Origin of the sequence: Campylobacter sp. CNRCH_2014_2849, from assembly GCF_025772845.1 — a bacterium.
GTDB classification, from domain to species: Bacteria; Campylobacterota; Campylobacteria; order Campylobacterales; family Campylobacteraceae; genus Campylobacter_D; species Campylobacter_D lari_D.
In genome coordinates this window covers 1-24,051 of sequence record NZ_JAKMSW010000007.1, presented here as the reverse complement: position 1 = coordinate 24,051, position 24,051 = coordinate 1, and the positions used below count along the sequence as shown (strand labels likewise).

At 29.3% G+C, this 24,051-nt stretch carries 23 protein-coding genes; 11 read left to right on the top strand and 12 right to left on the bottom strand.

All coding sequences use genetic code 11. The annotated features are described in order from the left end of the window. Position 1: 1 nt before the first annotated feature. A complete protein-coding gene (gene gltX, locus L8X33_RS05835; protein WP_263670217.1) occupies positions 2–1,297 on the bottom strand; it encodes a glutamate--tRNA ligase in 1,296 nt (431 codons plus the stop codon). 126 nt (positions 1,298–1,423) lie between these two features. Between gltX and L8X33_RS05830 the strand changes: the two genes are divergently transcribed. Then, on the top strand, positions 1,424–1,846 hold the full coding sequence (locus tag L8X33_RS05830) for a PepSY-like domain-containing protein (protein ID WP_263670216.1): 423 nt from the start codon (positions 1,424–1,426) through the stop codon (positions 1,844–1,846). Positions 1,847–1,867: 21 nt separating this feature from the next. Here L8X33_RS05830 and L8X33_RS05825 read toward each other — a convergent pair whose 3' ends face one another. The 5 genes from L8X33_RS05825 to L8X33_RS05805 all read right to left on the bottom strand — a co-directional run bounded on the left by L8X33_RS05825 (position 1,868) and on the right by L8X33_RS05805 (position 8,696). Beyond that, complete coding sequence (locus L8X33_RS05825; protein ID WP_263670215.1) at positions 1,868–2,401, bottom strand: HyaD/HybD family hydrogenase maturation endopeptidase; 534 nt, start codon at positions 2,399–2,401, stop codon at positions 1,868–1,870. Then, a complete protein-coding gene (cybH, locus tag L8X33_RS05820) occupies positions 2,398–3,090 on the bottom strand; it encodes a Ni/Fe-hydrogenase, b-type cytochrome subunit (protein ID WP_263670213.1) in 693 nt (230 codons plus the stop codon). Before cybH ends, L8X33_RS05825 begins: the two co-directional genes overlap by 4 nt. Before the next feature lie 15 nt (positions 3,091–3,105). Continuing rightward, positions 3,106–4,821: a nickel-dependent hydrogenase large subunit gene (locus L8X33_RS05815; protein WP_220566244.1), complete on the bottom strand. Its 1,716-nt coding sequence runs from the start codon at positions 4,819–4,821 to the stop codon at positions 3,106–3,108. A gap of 2 nt (positions 4,822–4,823) precedes the next feature. Further along, positions 4,824–5,963 (bottom strand): hydrogenase small subunit, encoded by a 1,140-nt coding sequence (locus L8X33_RS05810; protein WP_133318935.1) that lies wholly within the window; start codon positions 5,961–5,963, stop codon positions 4,824–4,826. Between the two features lie 159 nt (positions 5,964–6,122). Then, positions 6,123–8,696 carry an ATP-dependent Clp protease ATP-binding subunit gene (locus L8X33_RS05805; RefSeq protein ID WP_263660313.1) on the bottom strand — a complete coding sequence of 858 codons (2,574 nt, stop codon included), beginning with the start codon at positions 8,694–8,696 and terminating at the stop codon, positions 6,123–6,125. A gap of 206 nt (positions 8,697–8,902) precedes the next feature. Between L8X33_RS05805 and L8X33_RS05800 the strand changes: the two genes are divergently transcribed. The 10 genes from L8X33_RS05800 to L8X33_RS05755 are packed head-to-tail and all read left to right on the top strand — an operon-like array spanning position 8,903 to position 16,607. Next, positions 8,903–10,219, top strand: coding sequence for a S41 family peptidase (locus L8X33_RS05800; protein WP_318529721.1), 1,317 nt, complete (start codon positions 8,903–8,905; stop codon positions 10,217–10,219). Positions 10,220–10,226: 7 nt separating this feature from the next. Continuing rightward, positions 10,227–10,934 carry a phosphoribosylaminoimidazolesuccinocarboxamide synthase gene (gene purC, locus L8X33_RS05795; RefSeq protein ID WP_133318981.1) on the top strand — a complete coding sequence of 236 codons (708 nt, stop codon included), beginning with the start codon at positions 10,227–10,229 and terminating at the stop codon, positions 10,932–10,934. A gap of 8 nt (positions 10,935–10,942) precedes the next feature. Beyond that, positions 10,943–11,179 carry a phosphoribosylformylglycinamidine synthase subunit PurS gene (purS, locus tag L8X33_RS05790; RefSeq protein ID WP_220566240.1) on the top strand — a complete coding sequence of 79 codons (237 nt, stop codon included), beginning with the start codon at positions 10,943–10,945 and terminating at the stop codon, positions 11,177–11,179. Beyond that, positions 11,176–11,826: a phosphoribosylformylglycinamidine synthase subunit PurQ gene (gene purQ, locus L8X33_RS05785; RefSeq protein WP_263666561.1), complete on the top strand. Its 651-nt coding sequence runs from the start codon at positions 11,176–11,178 to the stop codon at positions 11,824–11,826. Before purS ends, purQ begins: the two co-directional genes overlap by 4 nt. After that, positions 11,820–13,025 carry a hypothetical protein gene (locus L8X33_RS05780; protein WP_263670212.1) on the top strand — a complete coding sequence of 402 codons (1,206 nt, stop codon included), beginning with the start codon at positions 11,820–11,822 and terminating at the stop codon, positions 13,023–13,025. Before purQ ends, L8X33_RS05780 begins: the two co-directional genes overlap by 7 nt. Further along, positions 13,003–13,692 carry a lysophospholipid acyltransferase family protein gene (locus tag L8X33_RS05775; protein WP_263666562.1) on the top strand — a complete coding sequence of 230 codons (690 nt, stop codon included), beginning with the start codon at positions 13,003–13,005 and terminating at the stop codon, positions 13,690–13,692. The genes L8X33_RS05780 and L8X33_RS05775 overlap by 23 nt, the downstream gene beginning before the upstream one ends. Continuing rightward, positions 13,689–14,057: a fluoride efflux transporter CrcB gene (gene crcB, locus L8X33_RS05770; protein WP_263666563.1), complete on the top strand. Its 369-nt coding sequence runs from the start codon at positions 13,689–13,691 to the stop codon at positions 14,055–14,057. The genes L8X33_RS05775 and crcB overlap by 4 nt, the downstream gene beginning before the upstream one ends. Before the next feature lie 11 nt (positions 14,058–14,068). Then, a complete protein-coding gene (htpG, locus tag L8X33_RS05765; protein ID WP_263670210.1) occupies positions 14,069–15,898 on the top strand; it encodes a molecular chaperone HtpG in 1,830 nt (609 codons plus the stop codon). Continuing rightward, the gene (locus tag L8X33_RS05760; protein ID WP_263660307.1) at positions 15,895–16,230 is read left to right on the top strand and encodes a rhodanese-like domain-containing protein; all 336 of its coding nucleotides are present in this window, start codon (positions 15,895–15,897) and stop codon (positions 16,228–16,230) included. Before htpG ends, L8X33_RS05760 begins: the two co-directional genes overlap by 4 nt. Further along, positions 16,230–16,607, top strand: a complete 378-nt coding sequence (locus L8X33_RS05755; RefSeq protein WP_263660306.1) for a rhodanese-like domain-containing protein — start codon at positions 16,230–16,232, stop codon at positions 16,605–16,607. Before L8X33_RS05760 ends, L8X33_RS05755 begins: the two co-directional genes overlap by 1 nt. A gap of 12 nt (positions 16,608–16,619) precedes the next feature. On the opposite strand, the gene mog is transcribed toward L8X33_RS05755, so the two are convergent. Genes mog through L8X33_RS05725 form a run of 6 tightly spaced genes read right to left on the bottom strand, consistent with a single transcriptional unit; the run spans position 16,620 to position 23,989 of the window. Further along, entirely contained in the window at positions 16,620–17,147 is a 528-nt protein-coding gene (gene mog / locus L8X33_RS05750) for a molybdopterin adenylyltransferase (protein ID WP_039618174.1), read from the bottom strand. A gap of 2 nt (positions 17,148–17,149) precedes the next feature. Continuing rightward, a complete protein-coding gene (locus L8X33_RS05745) occupies positions 17,150–18,748 on the bottom strand; it encodes an AAA family ATPase (protein WP_220566232.1) in 1,599 nt (532 codons plus the stop codon). Continuing rightward, entirely contained in the window at positions 18,738–19,994 is a 1,257-nt protein-coding gene (gene mtaB / locus L8X33_RS05740; RefSeq protein WP_263662417.1) for a tRNA (N(6)-L-threonylcarbamoyladenosine(37)-C(2))-methylthiotransferase MtaB, read from the bottom strand. The genes L8X33_RS05745 and mtaB overlap by 11 nt, the downstream gene beginning before the upstream one ends. Continuing rightward, positions 19,991–21,520: a mechanosensitive ion channel family protein gene (locus L8X33_RS05735; protein WP_263659670.1), complete on the bottom strand. Its 1,530-nt coding sequence runs from the start codon at positions 21,518–21,520 to the stop codon at positions 19,991–19,993. Before L8X33_RS05735 ends, mtaB begins: the two co-directional genes overlap by 4 nt. Then, entirely contained in the window at positions 21,517–22,575 is a 1,059-nt protein-coding gene (gene aroB / locus L8X33_RS05730; protein WP_263670208.1) for a 3-dehydroquinate synthase, read from the bottom strand. The genes L8X33_RS05735 and aroB overlap by 4 nt, the downstream gene beginning before the upstream one ends. Positions 22,576–22,582: 7 nt before the next feature. Continuing rightward, positions 22,583–23,989, bottom strand: a complete 1,407-nt coding sequence (locus tag L8X33_RS05725; protein ID WP_263670207.1) for a COG3400 family protein — start codon at positions 23,987–23,989, stop codon at positions 22,583–22,585. Positions 23,990–24,051 lie beyond the last annotated feature (62 nt).

Here is a 24,051-nt window from a genome sequence, read left to right as displayed (position 1 = left end):
TTTACTCCTTTATAATTTCTTTAACAAAAGGCTTAATTAAAGTATAAATTTCACTCATTTCAGGTCCATGAGTAACCCCTGTTAATACTAAACGCAAAGGCATAAAGAAATTTTTACCTTTTAAATTTGTTTTTTCCATCAAAATCTTTTTAAACTCATCATATTCTTGAGGTAAATCCAAATCTTTTAAAATCTCTTTAATTAGCTTACATTCATTTTCAAATTCATTATAATTTTTAACTGCAAAAATTGCTTGTATTTTTTCTCTTATCTCATTTAGCGTGCTAGCTTCTTGAGTATAAAATTTTGCAAGCTCAGCTACATCTTTGCCTAAATTTAATAAAGAATTTAATTTATCATTATCAAGCATTTTTATATGCTCACGGTTAATTTGCATTAAACGCTTAGTGTCAAACCTCGCAGGAGATTTTGAAACTTTTTTCAAATCAAACCATTCTATGGCTTCTTCTAAAGTAAAAATCTCTTTTGGAGTTTTATTACCTAAAAGTATTAAATAATTTGCAATAGCACTTGCTAAATATCCATTATCAAGCATCCATTTTACACTAGAATGAGCCTCTCTTTTGCTCATTTTAACACCTTCTTCATTTAAAATGATAGGCAAATGTGCATAAGTCATGCTTTTATCATAACCCAAACTTGCTCTAATATGTTCTTGCTTAGGAGTATTTGAAACATGATCTTCGCCCCTTATAATGCAAGTAACACCTTCTAGCATATCATCAACCGCACAAGCAAAATTATAAGTTGGGGTTTTATCAGCCCTCATAATCACAAAACTATCAATATCTTCGGGATTAAAACCAATCTCACCTTTAATATAGTCTATAAATTTCATTTGCGATTGAGGTTTTTTAAGACGGATTACGAAAGGTTTTTCACAATTTAATACATCAATATCTGCAAGTTTTTCACAAGTACCATCGTATCTATATGCTTGATTTTTACTTTTAGCTAGTTCTTTTTTATGAGCTAATTCATCCTCGGTACAAAAACAAGCAAAAGCTTTTTTTTCACTTACTAGCTTTAAAGCCATTTGACGATGAAATTTCAAATTCTCACTTTGTACATAATAATGCTGCCAAGTTATACCAAATTCTTTCAAAATAGCTTTTATTTCTTCTTCTTTTCCAGCTATATTTCTAGCATTATCCGTATCTTCAATACGCAAAATAAAATCAGAATTTTCTTGTCTTGCTTTAATATAATTAAATAAAGCTGCTCTTAAATTTCCAATATGCATATCTCCAGTAGGCGATGGTGCAAACCTATACATTATTTATCCTTTTAAAAAACTTTTTTATCATTATACAATTAAATACTTGCTATTTCTTTTAAGTTCACACAAAATTCACTCAATAGCAATATGATTTCATAAATAATTCAACATAAAGGATAAAAAATGAAATTAAAAATAGCTTTAGCGGCATTAACTCTAGCAAGTTGTGTTTTTGCAAGAGATATAGTTGTAGGTGTAAATGCTTTACCGGCAAATTCTAAAAATTTTATACAAAAACATTTTACAGGCTCAAACATTGCTTTAGTTAAACAAGATATTGATAGTTTTGATGTTTATTTAGATAATGGAACTGAACTTGAGTTTTTCATCAATGGAGATTGGAAAGAAATTGATGCAAAATACAGACCAATTGATACTTCTTTTTTAAGTCCAAATGTTTTAGCAACGATTAAGAAAATGCACCCAAATGCAAGTATAATTAAAGTTGAAAAAGAAATTCAAGGTTATAAATTTAAACTAAATAATATGATGGAAATTTATACTGATGTAAATGGAAATTTCTTAGGACAAAAATTTGATGATTAAAAATTAAGCTAAGCTTTTTGCTTAGCTTTTATAAGAATTTAGAGCAAGCTCTTGTATATTATAATTAGCAACTCTCTCATAAGCAAAGCCTTTTTTCTCTAAAAAATCAAGTAAAATTTTCTCCATTTTTTCTAAAGCATTTAAGACTTCTTTTGAAAGTTCAAAACTCAATGGTTCTATGCGTTTTGGCACACAGGCTAAAATTTGAGTTTTAGGTAAATCTCCCATAAGCTCCATATATTGTAAAGTTTGAAGCATTTCAACCTCATGTGCGCTACCACTCCAATTAACTTTTTTTGGCATTACATCATAAGGAAAGAAAAAAATATCTCCGATCTTAGCATCATCTGCTGCAATACAATCAATCACAACCATTTCATCATATTCAGCTATAATATAGCTAAGTTGTAAAGCCAAAGTTCCACCATCTACAAAGCTCACTGAGTCTTTTTCGTGATAAAACTTATAATTTTTTTCTAAAAGTTTGCAAAGATGAACACCTAAGCCCTCATCTGCAAACATAATATTACCAATGCCTAAAATTAGAAGTTTCAATGATTTTCTCTTACAAATTTATAACCACTAAAGATAGCATCTAAAGCACCATCTTTACCTTTAACTGAGTTAAACACAGCCATATAAATATGCACTGGAACAAAAATCAACACAACCCACATTAAAATTCTATGGTAGGTTCTAACATCAGCTAATCCACCTAACATTACCTCAATAGGTCTTAAGATATTGTATAAAAATCCGCCCAAGCCTTCATGATATACATGCATATAAAGGATTAATCCCGTTAAAATAAGCCCAAACATAACAAGATAAAAGAAAAAATAAGTTGCAAATTGCAAAGGATTATATACACCTTGTAAATGCGGGTGCTTTCCTAAGAAAATGTAAAATTTAATTTGCTCTATCCATAATTTTACATTAAAAATATCTTTTATACTCTTTCTCTCACCATCACTTTTTGAATCAAAAAAGAACAAATATGTTTTAAAAATCACACAAGCTATTAAGATAAAACCAAAAATTTGGTGCACCATGCGATATTTTGCCTGCATAAATAAAGTCGGTTCAGATGAAATAGATGGAGATTGAAATACATAAGAAATATAATACCCAGTCCCCACTAAAATCACGATTGCAACCGCTCTTAACCAATGTGTAAAACGAAGACCGATACTAAATTCGTATTCAGCCTTTCTGTTTGATTTTAAGGAATGTTTAGAATCCATACTAAAGTCCTTTCCTTATAAATTTACATTAACTTTATACTCGCTAAGATTATTACCTTTAGTATCCATTACATGTACTGCACATGCTATACAAGGATCATAAGAGTGAATAGCTCTTATTACTTCTAAAGGCTGTTTAACATCAGCTAGTTTCATACCAATAAGACATTGTTCATAGCTACCACCTACTCCATTTGCATCTTTTGGACTTGCATTCCAAGTAGAAGGAACTACTGCTTGCCAATTTTCAATTACACCATTTTTAATCCTACACCAATGGCTTAACGCACCACGAGGTGCACTTCCCATAAATCTACCTTTGTATTCTTTGTTTTTATCAATTACATAAGTAGTACAAGTGCTTTCATCTGTTTTTAAATTTTCAACCAAAGAATCAAATGCTTTTAAACCATGATCAGCAATAATTTTAGCTTCAATTGCTCTAGCTCCTGTTCTTCCTAAAGTGCTCATAAGTGCTTGAACTGGTAAATTCGTAGCTTTTAAGAAAGAATCAACCGCTTCTACTACAATTTTATTACCCTTAGCATAATTTACTAAAATATTTGCTAATGGCCCAACTTGCATAGGCGAATTTTCATATCTTGGAGCTTTAATCCAGCTATATTTGCCTTTAATATCAAATACCTTACTATGAACCATATTGCCTTTATCATCAATGCTTTCACCATCAATTAAGCCTGTATAGTTTGGATTAGTTTTACCATCATAAGGATGTAAAGCTTCATTGTCTGCATACCATGATCTTGTAGCTTCTTCGGTGATTTTAGCTTCATCTACTTCTTCAACCTTACTCAAATCACCATTTCTAATAATACCACCTTCAAACAACCATTCATCACTTGAAATTTGGAATTCTCTCTCAGTATAAAAGTTATTTACCCCTACATCATTTAATACACTTGCTTCTTTAGAGTAAGCTTTAGCTGCCATGATTAAATCCGGATAATAAGCACGATTAATAAAATCAGCTACTTCTTGGAATTTAGTCATATATTCAGCCATTCTTGATGGGTTTAAAAGATCCATAACACAAGTTACACCACCTACTGTTAAACTTTGTGGATGAGGATTTTTAGCACCAAAAATCGCCATAGCTTGAGCTATTGTTCTTTGAATTCTTAAACATTCTAAATAATGCGAAAGTGCAATAAGGTTTTGCTCAGGAGTAAAGCGATAAGTTGCGTGTCCATAATAAGCATTTGCAAATGGTCCAAGATTTCCTTTATCTACAAAGGTTTTTAGTCTTTGCTGAACTTCTAAAAGCTTATCTGCACCTGTTGCATAAGGCATATCAGTATATTTAAATGCTTCATCACTTGCTTTTTTTACATCAGCACTTAAAGCACTTACAACATCAACAAAATCAAGACCATGAAGTTGATAAAAATGTACAGGATGATCATGCATGTATAAAGCTGCATTCATTAAAGTTCTAGTTAAAACTGCATTTAGTGGCGGAGTAATACCTAAAGCATTTTCTACTGCGATAATCCCTGCTCTATAATGTGAAAAAGTACAAACACCACAAATTCTTTGAGTTAAAAAGCCTGCATCTCTTGGATCACGACCTTTTACAATAGTTTCAATCCCTCTCCATAAAGTCGATCCTGAATATGCTTCTTTAATGACATTATTTTCATCAACCACTACTTCAACTCTTAAATGTCCTTCTATTCTAGTAAGTGGATCTATAATAATTCTTTTTGACATTTTTAATCCTTATTTTTTTCTAATGAAGCAATTACAGCATGCGCAGCAACAGCTACGCCTGTTACACAAAGCACACCTATACCAATTTTATCTGAAATGCTATCAGCACCCAAGCCATAAACAGTATCAAATAATCTTCCTGCCATCACTTCTTCAAAAGGTCCCATAGTATCCCAAAAATCAGGTTCAGAACAGCCTATACAACCATGTCCTGCTTGGATTGGCCATGAAGTATGTTGATTAAATCTCTCTCTTGAGCAATTATTAAAAGTATAAGGGCCTTTACAACCTACTTTATAAAGACAATATCCTTTTTTTGCTCCCTCATCACCAAATTGTTGCACAAATTCACCCGCATCAAAGCGTCCTCTTCTTTCACAAAGATCATGAATTCTTAACCCATAAGCCCATTTTGGTCTATTATAGGCATCAAGTGCTGGCAATGTTTGATACAATATGTAATGAATCACATTACCTATAATATTTTTTTCACTTGGAGGACAACCTGGTACATTGATAACTGTTTTATTTGTTACTTTACTTAAGCTTACAGCATTGCTTGGATTAGGTCTAGCAGCTTGGATACCACCAAAAGCTGAACAAGTACCTATAGCAAAAATAGCTAAAGCATCATTACAGGCTTGTTCTGCTAATTGTCTTCCTGTTTTTCCATGTGGTCCTATAGTTAAAAAGTTTTCTGTAGCACCTGTTGGTATACCACCTTCTACCATTAAGATATATCTACCTTTATATTTTTCCATAGCAGCTTCAAGATTATGTTCAGCTTGCCAACCTGCAGCACCCATTATAGTTTCATGATATTCTAAAGAAATATGATCAAAAATCAAACTATCAATGGTAGGAGCATCACTTCTTAATAAACTTTCAGAACATCCTGTACATTCAGCCATATGAAGCCAAATCACTGGAAGTCTATCACTGAGCTCAGCAGCTCTTGCAACTACTGGAGTAAAGCTAGCAGGTAATGCTAAAAATGCAGTCATAGCACTAGCCCATTTCATAAAATCTCTTCTTGAAAAACCTGATTGCTCTAAGGCTTTAGAGATAGAAATCTCATTTTTCAAAAGAGGAAGTTTTTCTAATGCGTCTAAACGGCGATTAAAAATATCTAAATCACTCATTTGTTGTTCCTTAAATTATAGAAATATCATTAAAGATTTTAAAATATTTATTGTTAAGAATAGATAAAAAATGATAATTTTTTAATCAAATATACGAAGTATTTACAATTTAGTATTATTAAGATAATTTTACTCTAAATAAGCAAGTATTACACTTGCTTATTGTTTAACAATGATGATTTCATCATCTTTAGAATCTATAATAATCTCATCATTTTCATTTAATTCATCCGATAATATCATATCACTTAATTTATCTTCTACCATATCATACAAAGCTCTTTTTAATGGTCTTGCGCCAAAATCTACATCAAAACCAACTTTTGCTATTAAACTAGCAGCATTATCACTCAAGCTTGCTTTAATACCCCTATTTTCAAGACTTTTTTGCAAGGTATTAAAAAGCAATTTAACTATTTTTTTAGCTTCACTTTCTCCCAAAGGGTTAAAAGTGATAATATCATCTAAACGATTTAAAAACTCCGGTCTAAAAAAGTTTCTAAGAGCTTCTTTGATAGCTTTTTCTTTTTCTTCGCCCTTTAACTCCATAATAAAATTTGCACCTATATTAGAAGTTAAGATAATGATAGTATTAGTAAAATCAATCGTTACGCCTTTACTATCTGTAGCCCTACCATCATCTAAAATTCCCAAAAGTATATTAAATACATCTTTATGGGCTTTTTCTACTTCATCAAATAAAATCACACTATAAGGCTTTCTTCTAACAGCTTCAGTTAATTCCCCACCTTCTTCATGCCCTATATATCCTGGAGGTGCACCTAAAAGTCTTGATACACTGTGTTTTTCCATAAATTCACTCATATCAAAACGCACCATAGCTTTTTCATCATCAAATAAAAATTTAGCCAAAGCCTTCGCACTTTCTGTTTTACCTACTCCAGTTGGCCCTAAAAATAAAAAGCTTCCTATAGGCTTAGTTGCTTGATTTAACCCTGCTTTGTTACGCTTAATAGCTTTAGCTAAAGCACTCAAAGCCTCATCTTGCCCTATGACGCTTTCTTGTAAATACTCTTGAATATGTAAATATTTTTGTTTTTCAGAAGTGAGCATTTTTTGCACACTAATGCCTGTCCATTTACTTAAAATACCAGCTACTAAATCCTCATCTACTTGATTTTTAAGCAAAACTCCTTCTTGGGTCATTTGTTTCCATTTTTCTTCTAAATTTAAAACCTCTTTTTCGCACTCTAAAATTTTGCCATATTCTATTTCAGCAGCCTTTTGAAAATCTCCTTTATTTTTAGCCAAAATAGCTTCATTTTTTAAAGTATCGATTTCTTTTTTCTTTGCACTTATGCCATTAAATACTGCTTTTTCATTTTCAAATTTGGCATTAAGTTTGATTTGCTCTTCTTTTAAATTTGCTAATTCTTTTTTAATCTCTTCCAATCTTTTTTCATTAGCTTCATTTTCTTCCATTTTTAAAGCTTCATTTTCTACTTCCAAACTTTCAATTTGCTTTCTAACCTTTCTTAAAGAATTTGGCTCACTTTCTATTTGCATTTTTAATTCCGCTGCAGCCTCATCAATTAAATCAATCGCTTTATCAGGTAAAAATCTATTAGCTATATAACGCTTAGATAGCTTTGCAGCTGCCACTAAAGCACTATCATTAATAGTTACATTATGATGAATTTCTAATTTTTCTTTTATACCTCTAAGCATAGCCAAAGCTTCATTTACACTAGGTTCAGCTACATTTACAGGCTGAAATCTTCTTTGTAAAGCTGCATCTTTTTCAAAATATTTTCTATATTCTTTTAAGGTTGTAGCACCTATAGTATGGAGTTCACCTCTTGCTAAAGCAGGTTTTAAAATATTTGCTGCATCCATGCTCCCTTCATTTGCACCTGCACCTACAATGGTGTGAATTTCATCTATAAATAAAATTACATTCTTATGTTTTATTACTTCATTTACAACAGCTTTTAATCTATCTTCAAATTCACCTCTGTATTTTGCTCCTGCTATTAAAGCACTCATATCTAAAGCTATAACTTTTTTATTTTGCAATGAAGTAGGAACATCTTTTTTTACTATCCTTTGTGCTAAAGCTTCCACCACAGCAGTTTTTCCTACCCCTGGCTCACCTAATAAAATAGGATTATTTTTAGTTTTTCTGATTAAAATTTGCATTAATCTTTGAATTTCTTCTTCCCTACCTATAACAGGATCAAGCTCATTGTTTTTAGCTTTCATAGTCAAATCAATACCAAATTTAGATAAAGAATCAAGTGTTTCATCACTTGTTTTAGTTTCTATTTTAGCTCCTGCTCTAATAAATTCCAATTCTTTTTTAAACTCATTTAAATCTACAAATTTAGACAAAAGTTCCTTAATAACCCCGCTAGCACTTTCTGAAACAAGCCACATATCCACAGCTAAATAACTATCTTTATTTTCTAAAGCCAAGCCTTTTGCTTTTTCTAAAGAATTAATAAATTCATTTGAAAATTTAATATTGTCTTTATTTACATTTGAGCTAGTAGGAAAAGATGAAATTTTACTTTTTACTTCTAACTCAAATGCCTCTTTAGAAACATTTAATTTATTAAAAACTTGATTAAGCAAACTGGAGCTATCAACACTTAAAGCCCATAATAAATGCAAAGGTTTTATTTCACTATTCTTAGAATGAATGGCCAAAGAAATTGTACTTTCTATATTTGAAAGCATAGAATCTGTTAAAAAATCTTGTATATTTGCCATTTTTACTCCTTTTTACTTTTATATGAAGTGTATTATATAACTTTAGTCTATTATTGTCAAGTTTATTTAGTTATATTTATAAATAATTTTTTATATATACACGCTAATATCATAAAAATATTTACTTTATTTACGATTTTTTAAGCAAAAATAACTAAAATTAGATAATTATTTTATGAATTCATATTTATTTTGGAGTTTTTCCTTTGAAGACAAAAAGAAATCTTATTATCGCAGCTAGCATTTGTAGTTTAATAACCGCTTCTTTTATTTTTACTAACTTGCAAGCTAAAAATCCTGCTCCTAGCGAAGCAGAAAAAAAAATAGAAGCTTTATCTAAACTTACAAGAACTATGTCTATCATAGAACAATATTATGTTGATGATGTTAATTATACAGATTTGGTTGATAAATCCATAGCAGGTTTACTTACAAATTTAGATGCCCACTCTTCCTTCTTAGATGAAAAAGGTTATAAAGAGCTTAAAGAACAAACTAATGGGGAATTTGGTGGACTTGGCTTTACTATTACCCAAAAAGATGGAGCAATTAGTGTTGTAGCTCCTATAGAAGGAAGTCCAGCGGATAAGGCAGGTATTAAAACTGATGATATTATCTTAAGAATTAATAACGAATCAACTTTAGGTATGACTTTAAATGAAGCTGTTTCTAAAATGCGTGGAGAGCCTAAAACAAAGGTTACTCTAACTATTTATAGAAAAGGCGATGCAAAGCCATTTGATGTAAATTTAAAAAGAGATATCATAAAAGTAGATAGTGTTTATACAAAATTAATTGAAAATGAAAATTTACTTTATTTAAGAGTGACTAATTTTGATAAAAATGTTGTAGATGAAGCTAGTAAAGCGATCAAAAAACATTCTGATACAAAAGGAATTATACTAGATCTTAGAACCAATCCAGGCGGTATTTTAAATCAAGCAGTGGGTTTAGTAAATCTTTTTGTAGATAAAGGAGTAATCGTTTCACAAAAAGGTAAAATTGAAAGCGAGAATGTAGAATTTAAAGCAAATCCTAGTAAAAAAATCACTAATGCACCTTTAGTAGTGCTTGTAAATGGTGGCAGTGCAAGTGCGAGCGAGATTGTAAGTGGGGCTTTGCAGGATTTTAAACGCGCTATTATCATAGGAGAAAAAACCTTTGGAAAAGGTAGTGTGCAACTTATATTACCTATGGATGAAAAAGGTAAAGAAGGCTTGAGACTTACTATAGCAAAATATTATTTACCAAGTGGTAGAACTATACAAGCTGTTGGAGTTAATCCTGATATAGAAGTATTTCCAGGAAAAGTAAGTAAAGAAGAAAATCACGGCTTTGAAATCAAAGAAAGTGATCTTAAAAAACACTTACAAGCTGAACTAGATAAAATCGGACATCAAGAAAAGAAAAAAGACAACAAAGAAGATAGAAATATCATTACCAAAGAACAAATTAATAATGACATACAACTAAAAACCGCAATAGATGCAATTAAAATTTTAAACATTACAAAAGGAGAGTAAAATAGCTATGAAATTAGATCTTTTATATGAAGGAAAAGGTAAAAAAATGTTTAAAACTGATGATGAGAATTTACTCATCACAGAATTTAAAGATGATTTAACAGCTTTTAATGCAGAAAAAAAGGGTAATGAAGCAGGAAAAGGTGCATTAAATTGTAAAATTAGTACTGAAATTTTTCATCTCTTAGAAAAAGAAGGCATTAAAACCCATCTAGTAGAAACCATCAGTGAAAAAGAACAAATTGTTAAAAAATGTAATATTATACCCATTGAAGTTATTACTAGAAATGTAGCTACAGGATCTTTAACAAAAAGATTAGGCATTAAAGAAGGCACGATTTTACCTTTTGCTGTAGTTGAGTTTTGTTATAAAAATGATGATTTAGGTGATCCTATTATCAACGATGAGCATTGTTTGATTTTAAATCTAGTAAAAAGTGAAAAAGATTTAGAATTAATCAAAAATACCGCAAGACATATCAATTCTATTCTAGTAAAATTCTTTGAATCTAAAGGCTTAAGATTGATTGACTTTAAATTAGAATTTGGTATTGATAATGAAGGAAATATGATCTTAGCTGATGAAATTAGTCCTGATAGTTGTAGATTTTGGGATAGTAAAACTAATGAAAAATTAGACAAAGATCGCTTTAGACAAGACTTAGGTAATGTAAAAATGGCTTACGAAGAAGTCTTAAAAAGAATTTTAAGTTAGGAAAAATAATGAAAGTAACTATAAATATCACACTTAAAAATGGGGTTTTAGATCCTCAAGGCAAAGCCATAGAAAAGGCTTTGCATTCTTTGGATTTTAATAATATTGCAAATGTTAAAACCTCAAAACAAATTAGTTTTGATATAGCTTGTGATGATAAAGAAGAAGTTTTTAAACAAGTTGATTTAATGTGTAAAGAATTACTTGCAAATACTGTGATAGAAGATTATGAGATAATATTATGAAAGTAGCTATTATTCGTTTTCCTGGAACTAATTGTGAGTTTGATACAGCTTATGCCTTTGAAAAATTAGGGATAAAAACTGAAATCATTTGGCATGAAAGACAAGATTTTAGTGCAGATTTAATCGTATTACCTGGAGGTTTTTCTTATGGAGATTATTTAAGATGTGCTGCTATTGCAAAACTTGCTCCTGCTATAAAAACACTTAAAGAGCATGTTCAAAAAGGTGGATATGTTCTAGGCATATGTAACGGCTTTCAAATTTTATTAGAACTTGGACTTTTAAAAGGAGCTATGAAACATAACAATAGTTTAAGTTTTATTTCTAAAATGCAAGCATTGCAAGTAGTATCAAATAATAATGCTTTTTTGAAAAATTTTCAAAAAAATGATATCATAGAATTACCTATTGCCCATGGAGAAGGAAATTATTTTAATAGCGAAGATGATATTAAAATGCTAGAAGATAAAGATATGATCTTACTAAGATATATCAACAATCCAAATGGCTCTTTAAACGATATAGCAGGAATTTGTGATGAAAATAAAAAAGTCTTTGGATTAATGCCACATCCTGAAAGAATGTGCGATGATATTCTTGGATCAAAAGTAGGACTTAAAATGTTTGAAGGATTTTTAAATTGCTAAAAATCTTCAAATTTTTTTGTCTTTTTTTACTAACTTTTAACTTATATGCTCAAGAAAATAGTGTTTTTGAAGATTATAACACTTTAGAAAAAAATTACAATCAATTAGATGATCAAGCTAAGCAAATTTATCAAACCATCGCTCCAAGTGATGAGAGTAATTATGAAAGTAAAATCGATGATGAAAATTTCATCCCTCAAGGTTCTTTAGTATTAAACGCAAAAGAATACACTGATGAAGCTTTCATAGATGAAGCTTTTGCTATAGATCTTGAGGTTATTACCACAACTAATGTGAGTTTTGATTTAAATGTGAGTTTTGAAAAAAGTGATGATATGCTTTGGATCAATCCTAATCCTATTTGGGAACAAAAGGCTAATTCATATCATACAAAATTATGGTTTGAAGCTAAAAGTTTAAATGCTAGTTTAAACAAAATCATCGTTTCATTAAGTAGAAATGATCATATTTTTCAAAGCTCATCATTAATTATAAAGCCCATTAAACTTAAAAAAATCGATGCTCCTTCTAATAAATACTCACATATAGTTGCAAGCAATTTGGAAGTTAAACAAGTAAAAGCGAGTAGTTTTGATAATGATAGTATAATTTTATTTATAGAACTTGCGGGAGAAAACACAAATCTAGCAAGTTTTAACATAAAAGATATCCAAAAACAAGGTGTAGAGGCTATTAAAGGCGATTTTGAAAAACAAAGTGGATTTTATTATGCTATTTTAGATAAAAGTAAAACGCGTTTTGATTTTTCTTACTTTAATTTAAATTCTAAAGAATTAAAAGATTTTTCCTTAAAAATAGAACTTAAAGAAGATAGTATAAGTACACAAAGTGATTTAAATCCAAAAACTAATGATTTTAATTTTTACAAACAAGTTTTTTTATGGAGCTTGTGTGGTATTTTCGCTTTATGGTTTGTATTTAAAAAAAGCTACACAGCTTTAGGTTTGGCAATTTTGGCTCTAATAGCAAGTTTTTTAGCTCAAAATAACATATATAAAGCTATATTAAAAGCTGAAAGTAAAGTACAAATTTTACCAACTCTAAACTCAACTCATTTTTATTCTGGGAAATACAAACAAGAAGTAGAAGTGTTAGATTCAAGAGATGAATATAAAAAAATTTTATTTAATAATGGAAAAATAGGCTGGGTGAAAAGTGAAGATTTATCAAAGATTTAAAGCTTTAATATTTTGGGTAGAATTTATTTTATCTATTATTTTTTTATGTATTGCCTTTTTATTATTGCAATCGCAAGAAAAAATTTGGAAAATCAGAAAAGTATGGTCAAAACTGCAAAAATATATAATAAACTATAAAATTCAAACCCAAGGTTCTATACACCCTCAAGCTAATTTGCTTTTAATCAATCATCAAAGCTTGCTAGATATAGTTGTTTTGGAAGATTTATGTCCAAAAAATATATCTTGGATAGCTAAAAAAGAACTAGGCGAACTCCCTGTTTTTAAAACTTTGATTAAAAAACCAAAAATTATTTGTATAGATAGAAGTCCAAAGGGTCTAGTAAAGCTTTTAAAAGAAGCCAAAGAAAGATTAAATGAGGATAGAATTTTAGCCATTTTTCCAGAGGGTACAAGATCTAAAACACAAAAACTTTTAAAATTTAAAGTCGGAGCTAAAATTTTAAGTGAAAAGCTTAAGTTAAAAGTCCAGCCTGTGGTAATTGTTGATTCAGCTAAAATTTTAGACACCCAAAATTTTAGTGCAAATAGTGGTGTTTTAAAAGTGGTATTTCTAGATCTTGTCGATACAAGTAAAGATGATTGGCTTGAGCAAACTAGAGAAAAAATGCAAACAATCTTAGATAGCGAAAGGTCACAAGCTTGATTGGTACAATTTTAGCTGTAGGTTTTGGAGGCTTTTTAGGGGCCATATCCAGAATGCTTACTAGCAACTTTTTTAATAAAATCATTCCTCATAACTTTCCTTATGGGACATTAATGGTCAATATAATAGGATCATTTTTAATAGGTTTATTTTTTTCTTATGCAAATTCTAAAGGTGTGCATATTTTTACTAAAAATTTAATTAGCACTGGTTTTTTGGGTGCCTTTACAACTTTTTCAACTTTTTCTTATGAAAATTTGTTATTTTTGCAAAATGGTGATTATTTTCACTTTTTTCTAAATATTATTTTAAATGTTATCCTTTGTCTTTTGGCAGTATGGATTGGTTTTTTAATTTTTAAATAAAGGAGATATAAATGCAATTTCAAACTGAAGTTAATCAACTTTTACAACTTATGATTCATTCTTTGTATTCTAACAAAGAAATTTTTTTAAGAGAGCTTATTTCTAATGCAAGTGATGCACTTGATAAACTTAGTTATTTAAGCGTGAGTGATGATGCTTATAAAAATTTAAAATTTGAGCCAAAAATTCAAATTAATTTCAATCAAGAAGCAAAAACCTTAACTATAAGTGATAATGGTATAGGTATGAATAAAGACGATTTAATCAATCATCTTGGAACCATTGCTAAAAGTGGTACAAAAAGCTTTTTAGAAAACTTAAGTGGTGATGCCAAAAAAGACTCTCAACTTATAGGACAATTTGGTGTAGGCTTTTACTCTGCTTTTATGGTAGCTTCTAAAATAGAAGTTTTAAGCAAAAAAGCATTAGATGATAAAGCTTATCTTTGGACTTCTGATGCAAGTGGTTATGAAATAGAAGATGCAAATAAAGATGAACAAGGCACTTGCATAATCTTGCATTTAAAAGATGAAGAGTTTTTAAACTCATACCGCATTGAAAGCATAGTAGAAAAATATTCAAATCATATACAATTTCCTATTTTCATGGAAAAAGAAGAATATTTACCACTAGAAGAAGGCGAAAAAGAACCTAAAAAAGAATTAAAAAACACTCAAATTAATACAGCAAGTGCCTTATGGAGACAAAATAAAGCAAATTTAAAAGCTGAGGATTATGAAAGATTTTATGAACAAAACTTCCATGATTCAAACAAACCTATGCTTTATATCCACACAAAAGCTGAAGGTTCTATAGAGTACAATTCTTTATTCTTTATACCTGCACAAGCTCCATTTGATCTTTATAGAGTAGATTATAAAAGTGGTTTAAAACTTTATGTTAAAAGAGTTTTTATAAGTGATGATGATAAAGAATTATTACCAACTTATCTAAGATTTGTGCGTGGGATTATTGATGTAGAAGATTTACCGCTTAATGTTAGTCGTGAAATCTTACAAGAAAATAAAATCTTAAAAAGCGTTCAAGAAGCAAGTGTTAAAAAAATCCTAGCTGAACTTAAAAAATTCAAAGAAAAAGATAAAGAAAATTATCTTAAATTCCATGAAAATTTTGGAAAAGTTTTAAAAGAGGGTTTATATGGTTTTGGCGAAAATAAAGACGCTATAGCTAAGCTTTTATACTTTAAAAACTCAAACAAAGAAGAATTAATTGATCTTGAAGAGTATAAACAAAACCTAGCTGAAGGTCAAAATGAAATTTTTTATATTAGCGGAAAAAATGAAAAACTTTTAAGAAATTCTCCATTACTTGAAAGCTATAAACAAAAAAATATCAATGTTTTATTGCTTGATGAGGAAATTGATACCATAGTTATGCCTATGATGAATGAATTTGAAGGTTTAAAATTTAGCGCTATTAACCATCTAGCTAGTGAAGAAACTAGCGAAGAACAAAAGGCTGAATTTGCAAGCTTACTCATCAAAATAAAAGAAGTTTTAAAAGATGAAGTTGAAGAGGTAAAACTTAGCCAAAGACTTTCAAATAGTCCAAGTTGTATTGTTTATGATCAAAATAAACCTGATTTTGCTATGCAACAAATTCTTAAACAAATGGGGCAAGAACAGCAAGTTAAACCTATACTTGAAATCAATCCTAATCATGAAATTTTAAAAGCCTTAAAAGAAAATGATACCTTAGCTAATGAAATGGCACATATTCTTCTAAATATGGCTAAACTTAGTGAAGGTATGGGTATAGATAACCCTAGCGAATTTAACAATGCCTTAAGCAAAATCGTTTCCAAGGCTTTAGAAAAATGAAAAATATAGCTATTTCTAAAGATATTTTGCACGAATTTTGCATTATAGATGTAAGAACCCCAAGCGAATGGAAAAATGGGGTTATAAAAGAAGCTATACTCATCGCACTTTGCGATGATAATGGCTTTATGAATGAAAACTTTATCCAAGAGTTTAAAGAAAAAGTAGATTATCAAAATAAAAACATAGCCTTTGTGTGCGCTACAGGCTCAAGAAGCAAACATACTGCTATGATGATAGAAGATGCTCTAGGTATAGAATGCACTAATTTAGATGGTGGCATGGTTGCACTTTTATCACAAGGTTATGAAGCTACAAAAAAGGAAAATTAATGATAAAAAAAATACTTTTATCTTTAATGCTTTGTGCTAGTTTTGTTTTAGCAGAAGTTAAAAATATCGATATTAATGCGGATATTTTGGAAAATTATCAAGTAATTGATGTTAGAAAACCTAGTGAATGGGTACAAACTGGTACTATAAAAAATGCCATTAAAATTAGCTTTTACAATGAAGATGGCAGTATAAATAAAAATTTCGTCGAGGAAATTAAAAAGATTTCAAGTAAAAAACCTATCGCTATAGTTTGCAGAAGTGGAGCAAGAAGTGCTAAAGCTTCTGCTTTACTAGATCAAAATGACATAGAAGTTACTAATTTAAAAGGTGGTATGAATGCACTTTTATCACAAGGTTATGAAACCTCAAAATAAGTCTAACTAGACTTATTTTTTCTTTGGTCTAAACACAGAAATTACTTCTTCATTATTTTCAATATAAGCTCCACCTATCAAATCTACACAATAAGGAATAGCAGGAAATATAGGCTCAATACATTCTCTTATAGCTTTTGGATTACCCGGTAAGTTAATAATTAATGATTTTCCTTTTATACCTGCGCTTTGTCTTGAAAGTATAGCCGTTGGCACATATTCTAAGCTTTTTGCACGCATTAACTCCCCAAAACCTGGAAGCATTTTATCACACACTGCTTGTGTTGCTTCTGGTGTCACATCACGCAAAGCAGGCCCTGTACCTCCTGTAGTAAAAATCAAATCACATTTTACTTCATCTGCCAAATAAGCTAATTTTTCTATGATTAAATCATACTCATCAGGAATTAGCTCATAATAAAAGCTTTTTTCATTTTTTATATAAGAATCTAAAATTTTTTCTATCTCTACTCCGGATTTATCCTCATAAACTCCGCTACTTGCTCTATCTGAAAGTACTAAAATTCCTATTTTTACCATTTTCACTCCATTATGATTTTTTCTATATCTTGTTTTTCTATTTTTTCATTTTCTAAAAGAATACTAGCTAATCTCACTACTTTTTCTTTCATTAATTCTAAAAATTCTTTCACTTCTTGCTTTTGCTCTTGTAATAAACCCTCATTTGCCATGGCGAAAGTTTCCATAAAAACGAGCAATTCTTTAACCTTTAAAAGATCACTTTGTGCATTAGTGTAACTTTCATTAAAAATAAGCTCCATAGCAACTGAACCTGCTAAAAAAACTTTTATTTTATTTAATAATTCTGATTTTGATTTGATAGTATTTTCATATTCTTTAAACCTATCTTCAATTAGGGTAATTTTTTCAAATTTAACATCAAAATAAAAAGCACACAAGGCTTTAGCTGCTTGATATGTGGCTTGAATTTTTCTTTCCTTGTCGCTTAGAGAAAAAATCTTTTTTTTACCCATTAAAACTTTATTAAGCACTGCAAAAAAATCATTTTCTTCTATTAAATCTGATTTTCTTCTTATAGCATTAATAGCCGCTTCATTAACTAAAGTCTCCAAAGCAGCTCCACTAAAACCCACACTAGCTTTTGCAATTTTTTCTAAATCTACGCTAGATTTTTTTTCTTTCATATAATTTTGCAAAATATGCATTCTATCTTTGAAATCAGGCAAAGATATAAAAATTCTTCTATCAAAACGCCCAGATCTTAGTAACGCATTATCCATAAGGTCGATTTTATTTGTAGCAGCCATCACTATAACACCACTATTATCTTCAAATCCATCCATTTGAGTTAAAAGTTGATTTAGAGTATTATCTCTTTCTACATTAGAAAAATCCCCTCTACTTTTACCAACTGCGTCAATTTCATCTATAAAAATAATACTTGGAGCTTTTGATTTAGCTTTTAAAAAAAGCTCTCTAACTCTTTTTGCACCCATACCTACATAAATTTCTACAAAACTAGCCCCACTTTGATAAAAAAATGGCACCCCAGCTTCACCTGCTACTGCTTTTGCTATCAAGGTTTTACCCACTCCAGGAGGCCCTACTAGCAAAACCCCTTTTGGCATTTTCACACCAAAATCTTTATATTTTTGAGGATTTTTTAAAAAATCAACGATTTCTAAAAGCTCTACCTTAGCCTCATCAACCCCTGCTACATCTTTAAATTTAACTTCACTTACTACATCTTGTATGGTATTATTTTGTTCATTTTTTTCTAAAATATTTTTTTCTAAAGAAAGTAAATTTTGCCTATCTTTGTTTTTTTTATTAAGAAAGAGTAAAAAGCTTATGAGAAAAGCAAGTAAAATAAATATCAAAAAAAACTCACTCAAATCATAATCTTTAGCATATTCTAAAGGAATTTTTTGCCACAAAGCATTTAAATCCACTACATCTTTAGCGATTAAAAAATTTCCTTCTTTGCTTTTTAATAATATTTCATTATTTTCTACTATAGCCTTTTGGATTAAATTTTGTTCTAAAAGCTCTTCATAAGCAGCCTTGCTAATATAATCTGGTTGATTTTTTAAAAATGCAATCAATATAAAAACACAAAGCAATAAAAATGAAGCTAAGATAATCTTTTTATTTTTCATCCTCTAACCTTACATAGTTACAATCTTCTTTGCATTCATATTTTTCAATACTTATCCATTGTTTAGCAATATCTTCTTTGCTTGTAATTTTGATTTTATTAAAAAATTGATCATAGCCTTCATAAAAACCATCTTTTTTACTCTCGACTAAAATTTCTAAAATATTTTTTTGGTTTTTTCTAAACTCATAATTATTTTGTGCGACTATATCTTTTAAAATATTTAATCTTTCTTTGGCTATATCACCATTAATTCGCTCACTCATAGAAGCAGAATGCGTTCCATCGCGTGGTGAGAAAATAAAAGCATGAATATGTGTGAGTTTAAATTGTTTGAAATTTTCTAAAGCTTCTTGCCATATCAACTCACTTTCCCCAGGATGTGCCACGATAAAGTCTGTTCCTAAAGCAAAACCTTTTTGATTTAATTCATTAAACAATGCTAAATCATTTTGCGTATGTGATCTTCTACGCATGATGCGTAGCATTTTTTCATGAGTGTGTTGCAGGGCAATATGTAAATGCTTTTCAAGCCAAGGTTCATCTAAAATTTCTTTAAAACTCTCATCAATTTGAGCAGGTTCTAAACTCCCAAGTCTTACTCTTTTTATACCATTAATCTTGCCTATTTCTTGCAGTAACTTTCCAAGTGTAGTTTTATCTTTTAAACCATAACTTCCTATATTAGTACCCGTTAAAACTACTTCACTATAACCATTTTGAGCCAAAAGTTTGATTTGTTTTATTATTTCCTCACTTGGCATACTTCTTGATTTACCCCTAACACTTGGGATTATGCAATAACTACAAGCAAAGTCACATCCTTCTTGAATTTTTACAAAAGCTTTAGTGTGATTTTCATAATTACTTACGATTTTTGTATCGATAAAGCGTAAATTTCCAAGCTCATAAAAGGCTTTATCCTGTGAGATTAACTCGTTAATTTTATCTTTATTAGAAGCTCCTAAAACTCCAAAAATTTCTTTTTTATCAAAAAAATCCTTTCCCTTACTTACAGCACCACAGCCTGTAAGTATAACCTTAACTCCATTTTTTTTTACACTATTAATATAACTTCTAAGCCCACTATCAGCACCATTTGTAACCGTGCAAGAATTTATAACTATCACATCAGCTTCTTGTTCATTTTGTGTGACAATATGATCTTTAATATAAGTTTTTAATAATTGCGTATCATAAATATTAGTTCTACAACCAAAAGTTTTAAAATATACCTTTTTTTTCAAATATCTTCCTTATTTTCTATAAATTCATGTTTTGCCATATATAAATTTTGTGATGGATAGGCTATTTTTATATCATCATGTTTATTAAATTCATTGATAATTTCTTTACTTATATTACTTCTTAAAACCAAGGCCGCATAAGAATTTGTCATATACCAAGCAGAAATTCTCATACCATAACCTTCTAAAAATGTAAAAAACCTAGGTTCTACTTTAGGATTTCTAATGCTGTATTCATTTCTTAATTTATTCATGGATTCTTTTGCAATTTTTGTATAGCCTTTAGAAGCTTTTATAACGATTTCTTCTACTATATCTAAGGCTTTTTGATGATTTGAATCAAAAGTTAAAGTAATATCAAGTCCATCCCAAATTGTTTTCATCCCATGATGAGTATAATTTGATATAAGATTGGTAAAAATAAAGTTATTTGGTATGAAAATTATCCTACCACTTCTTCGATTATCTGTATAAGTTAATAAAGATATATCTTCATACAAAGTTATTCTTAAAAACGAAATATCAATTATATCGCCGATATAATGTGTATTGTTTTGAAAAACTCTCACCCTATCGCCCACTCTAAAACTTCCACCAAAAACTATCACACACCAACCAAGCATAGACATAAACATATCTTTCATAGCAATAGCCAAACCAGCAGAAGCAAAACCAAGAACGGTCACTAAATAGCTAATATTTTCAATATATCCAAAAAGCAAAATTAAAACAATTACATTGATATTAATAAAATTAATGATTTTATTTGCTGTATAAAAGCGATCATTATCGCCTATATATTTTCTAGCTATAAATTTGAGTAAAAATGCTATGGCTACAACTATAACAATAGCCAAAACTATATTGAAAGCTCTTACACCCTGAATTTTAATTGAAGCTGTCGTTTTTTCAATCTCTTCTTGAATTTTTTTCTCATACACAGAATAAGAAATTTCTCCAAAACGCAGAGTTTGTGAAAAATCTCTAACCATTTGATTGGATATTTTTAAATATTCATCATGCTCTTTATTAGAAGATAATTTAGCTATTTCAGCTACTAAAACATTTTCTTTTATAAGCTCATCTAAAGTTTGCTTAAAACTATTTAAAAGATTGACATATTCTTCTTTGTCACGTCTTAATTTTTTTATATGTGAGTATGCTGAAATAATAGCTAAAGGATTAGTTAGCTTATCTATTTTATCAACTTCTTCAGGTGCCAAAACCATCTTAGAAAAATTTGCACTTTTATACTCACTTAAAAGCTCTAGTCTTTCTTTTAAAATTAAAATTTGTCTTTCTATAATGCTTTTATTGCGTTCATTAGCTTTTAAACTTTCTTTTTCTAAAGCCAAAATTTCATCTTGAGTTTTTCTGTAAATGTTAAAATTATTATATTTAATTATCCAAGTATTATATGCTAAATTATTATGTAATTCATTTAATTTTTGTTCTAAATGCTCTATATCATCTTGCGCTAAAAGTAATGTAAAGGGTAAGAGCAAAATCAATATAATTTTTTTCATGCAAACACCTCTAAAGTGTGTAAAATATCTTCTTTAGATATATCATTTTTTATACAAGCTTTTCCTAAACCACAAACTAAAACAAAATTAATCTTTTGAAAATGTGTTTTTTTATCTAAGAAAAAGGCATTATAAAACTCTTCTATATTTGAAATTTTATAAGATATGGGTAATTTAAATTTCACAAGCAATTTTTGTACTCTTTGGCATTCTTGCTCGCTTAATAACCCCAAATTTAAAGCTAGAATATTTGCCATGTTCATACCTATAGCCACGGCTTCACCATGTAAGTACTTTTTATATCCTGTTTGATTTTCTATAACATGAGCAAAAGTATGACCATAATTTAAAAGCATTCTTAAGCCACTTTCTTTTTCATCTTGTGAAACCACATTAGCTTTAAGTTCTATACTTTTTTGGATGATTTGAGCTAAAATAATATCATCTAATTTAGCATTAAAAATTTTATCCTCGTCCAAATTTTCCAAAAAAGATAAAATTGCTTCATCAAAAATCACAGCCATTTTAATAAATTCAGCCATACCTGCAGCTAGCTCTCTTAAAGGTAAAGTTTTTAAAAACTCACTCTCACAATACACTGCTTTTGGCTGATAAAAAGTGCCTATTAAGTTTTTACCAAATTTATTATTCACTCCGGTTTTACCACCCACACTTGCATCCACGCAAGCTAGTAAAGTTGTAGGGATATTGATAAATTCTATCCCTCTTTGATATATACTTGCTACAAAACCACCCATATCAGAGATCACCCCACCACCAAAGCTTATGAGTAAGCTTTTTCTATCTAGCCTATAAGTACACATTTGATCTAAGATGTATTCTATAGTTTGTAAATTTTTATACTCTTCGCCATCTTTGATTTTTATAACAAAAAGTTCTTTAGCATGAATTTTTTTCAAAAGTGTATCCAAATGTAGTTTTGCAACTAATTCATTAGTTAAAATCACTACTTTAGTATCAAAATTTAATTTTTCTAACTCATTTATATAGACATTATAACTTGTATTTTTATCTAAATTTACCTTAACTTGCATTATTTTCTCACAATGATGGTATAAACAATTGATAATTTTTATTCATCTTATAATATATCGTATTTAAATCCGTTTTTAAAATTTTATTGAAATTGTTTCCTAAAATTTTTTCATTAAATGGTACAAAATGCAATATATTTTGTTTGTAAGAAAATTTATTGATAGGATTATGTTCTTTTTCTTCTATCAAAAGTAATTTTTCATCATGAAGTTTTGAAAGGCTTTCAAAATACTGATGATATTCAAAAATTTCGGCTTTATTTAATTTTAAAGCATAGTAATACAAGGCAAGGCCTAGTTGAATTTGCTTGTTAAAATCAAGCATAATAGAAGCAATACCCTCTACATCTTCAAAATTTGAACTTAAAACTACAGAAGATTTTAAATCTGCAAAATCCCCTTTACCTGCTTTTAACACAGGAAGTTTTAAAGTAAAAAGAAAACTTTTTTCTTTTTCAAAAAGATAATCCTCCACCACTAGTAAACCTATGCTAGTATTTTCCACAAAAGGTTTAATGTTTTTTATATTTGTGCTTTCAAAGTCAAATATCACTTCAGTGCTATTTTTATGCAAGGATTTAAGTTTATAATACATAGGAGTTAAAGTAGGATTAATCACCTTAAAATAAAGTTTTTTGCTATTAATTCTTACATGCAAAAGCAAGCTTGCAAAAATAAGCTTTTCTATAGCAAACTCACTCATTTTTTTCATATCTATAATACAAAGTATATTATCTCCAAAAGGCGATGGAAAGCGTCCTAAGCTTGTTTTAACATTAGTAAAAACACTTTGCAAAACTTTAGGATCACCCACGATTAAAATGCTATCATTTGGCATTAAAATAAGCCCAGGTCTTGCCAGAATAAATTCATTATTTCTATAAACCATTACGATTTTAAAGCGTTTTTGGCTAATAGAGCTTATGTGTCTATAAGCAAAGCTTGACCCTGCAGGAATTTTAACCTCCATAATCTCACCTTGCCCAAGTCCTATAAATTGAGCAGTTGATGGCATATTATCCAAACAACCTGTTAATCTTGTGCTTAAAGTATCATAAATATTAATTACTTCACAAAAATTATCATCAATTTGGCTATTCCACAAATCCATAATAACTATATTTAATCTTGGATGTAATTTTCTTAAATTTTGATAGCAAGCTAATGTATCTGCTTCTTCTTGCATATAAATAATAGCTTGATGAAAATTTTCTTTTAATAAATTTTCTAGCTTAATCAAACTCGTAGGATCAAATTTAAAAAAAGAAATTTGTTCATTCTCTAAGTCTAAGTCTACGCTATCATCATTATAATACACAACACTCAAAGACTCTTTGAAGGTTTTGTTATTATAAATTTTCTTTAAAAAATCTTTCGCAAAAGGTCCATCAGCTAGTAATAAAATCTTATTCATTCACACCTCTAAAATATAAAGCATAATTATAGCAAAGTTATAGTTTATATTTTAAAGTTTTA

Coding starts and splice junctions, on each gene's coding strand:
- gltX (WP_263670217.1), bottom strand. CDS start 1,297: ATGTATAGGTTTGCACCATCGCCTACTGGAGATATGCATATTGGAAAT.
- L8X33_RS05830 (WP_263670216.1), top strand. CDS start 1,424: ATGAAATTAAAAATAGCTTTAGCGGCATTAACTCTAGCAAGTTGTGTT.
- cybH (WP_263670213.1), bottom strand. CDS start 3,090: ATGGATTCTAAACATTCCTTAAAATCAAACAGAAAGGCTGAATACGAA.
- L8X33_RS05815 (WP_220566244.1), bottom strand. CDS start 4,821: ATGTCAAAAAGAATTATTATAGATCCACTTACTAGAATAGAAGGACAT.
- L8X33_RS05810 (WP_133318935.1), bottom strand. CDS start 5,963: ATGAGTGATTTAGATATTTTTAATCGCCGTTTAGACGCATTAGAAAAA.
- L8X33_RS05805 (WP_263660313.1), bottom strand. CDS start 8,696: ATGGCAAATATACAAGATTTTTTAACAGATTCTATGCTTTCAAATATA.
- purC (WP_133318981.1), top strand. CDS start 10,227: ATGAAATTAGATCTTTTATATGAAGGAAAAGGTAAAAAAATGTTTAAA.
- purS (WP_220566240.1), top strand. CDS start 10,943: ATGAAAGTAACTATAAATATCACACTTAAAAATGGGGTTTTAGATCCT.
- purQ (WP_263666561.1), top strand. CDS start 11,176: ATGAAAGTAGCTATTATTCGTTTTCCTGGAACTAATTGTGAGTTTGAT.
- htpG (WP_263670210.1), top strand. CDS start 14,069: ATGCAATTTCAAACTGAAGTTAATCAACTTTTACAACTTATGATTCAT.
- L8X33_RS05760 (WP_263660307.1), top strand. CDS start 15,895: ATGAAAAATATAGCTATTTCTAAAGATATTTTGCACGAATTTTGCATT.
- L8X33_RS05755 (WP_263660306.1), top strand. CDS start 16,230: ATGATAAAAAAAATACTTTTATCTTTAATGCTTTGTGCTAGTTTTGTT.
- mog (WP_039618174.1), bottom strand. CDS start 17,147: ATGGTAAAAATAGGAATTTTAGTACTTTCAGATAGAGCAAGTAGCGGA.
- L8X33_RS05745 (WP_220566232.1), bottom strand. CDS start 18,748: ATGAAAAATAAAAAGATTATCTTAGCTTCATTTTTATTGCTTTGTGTT.
- L8X33_RS05735 (WP_263659670.1), bottom strand. CDS start 21,520: ATGAAAAAAATTATATTGATTTTGCTCTTACCCTTTACATTACTTTTA.
- aroB (WP_263670208.1), bottom strand. CDS start 22,575: ATGCAAGTTAAGGTAAATTTAGATAAAAATACAAGTTATAATGTCTAT.
- L8X33_RS05725 (WP_263670207.1), bottom strand. CDS start 23,989: ATGAATAAGATTTTATTACTAGCTGATGGACCTTTTGCGAAAGATTTT.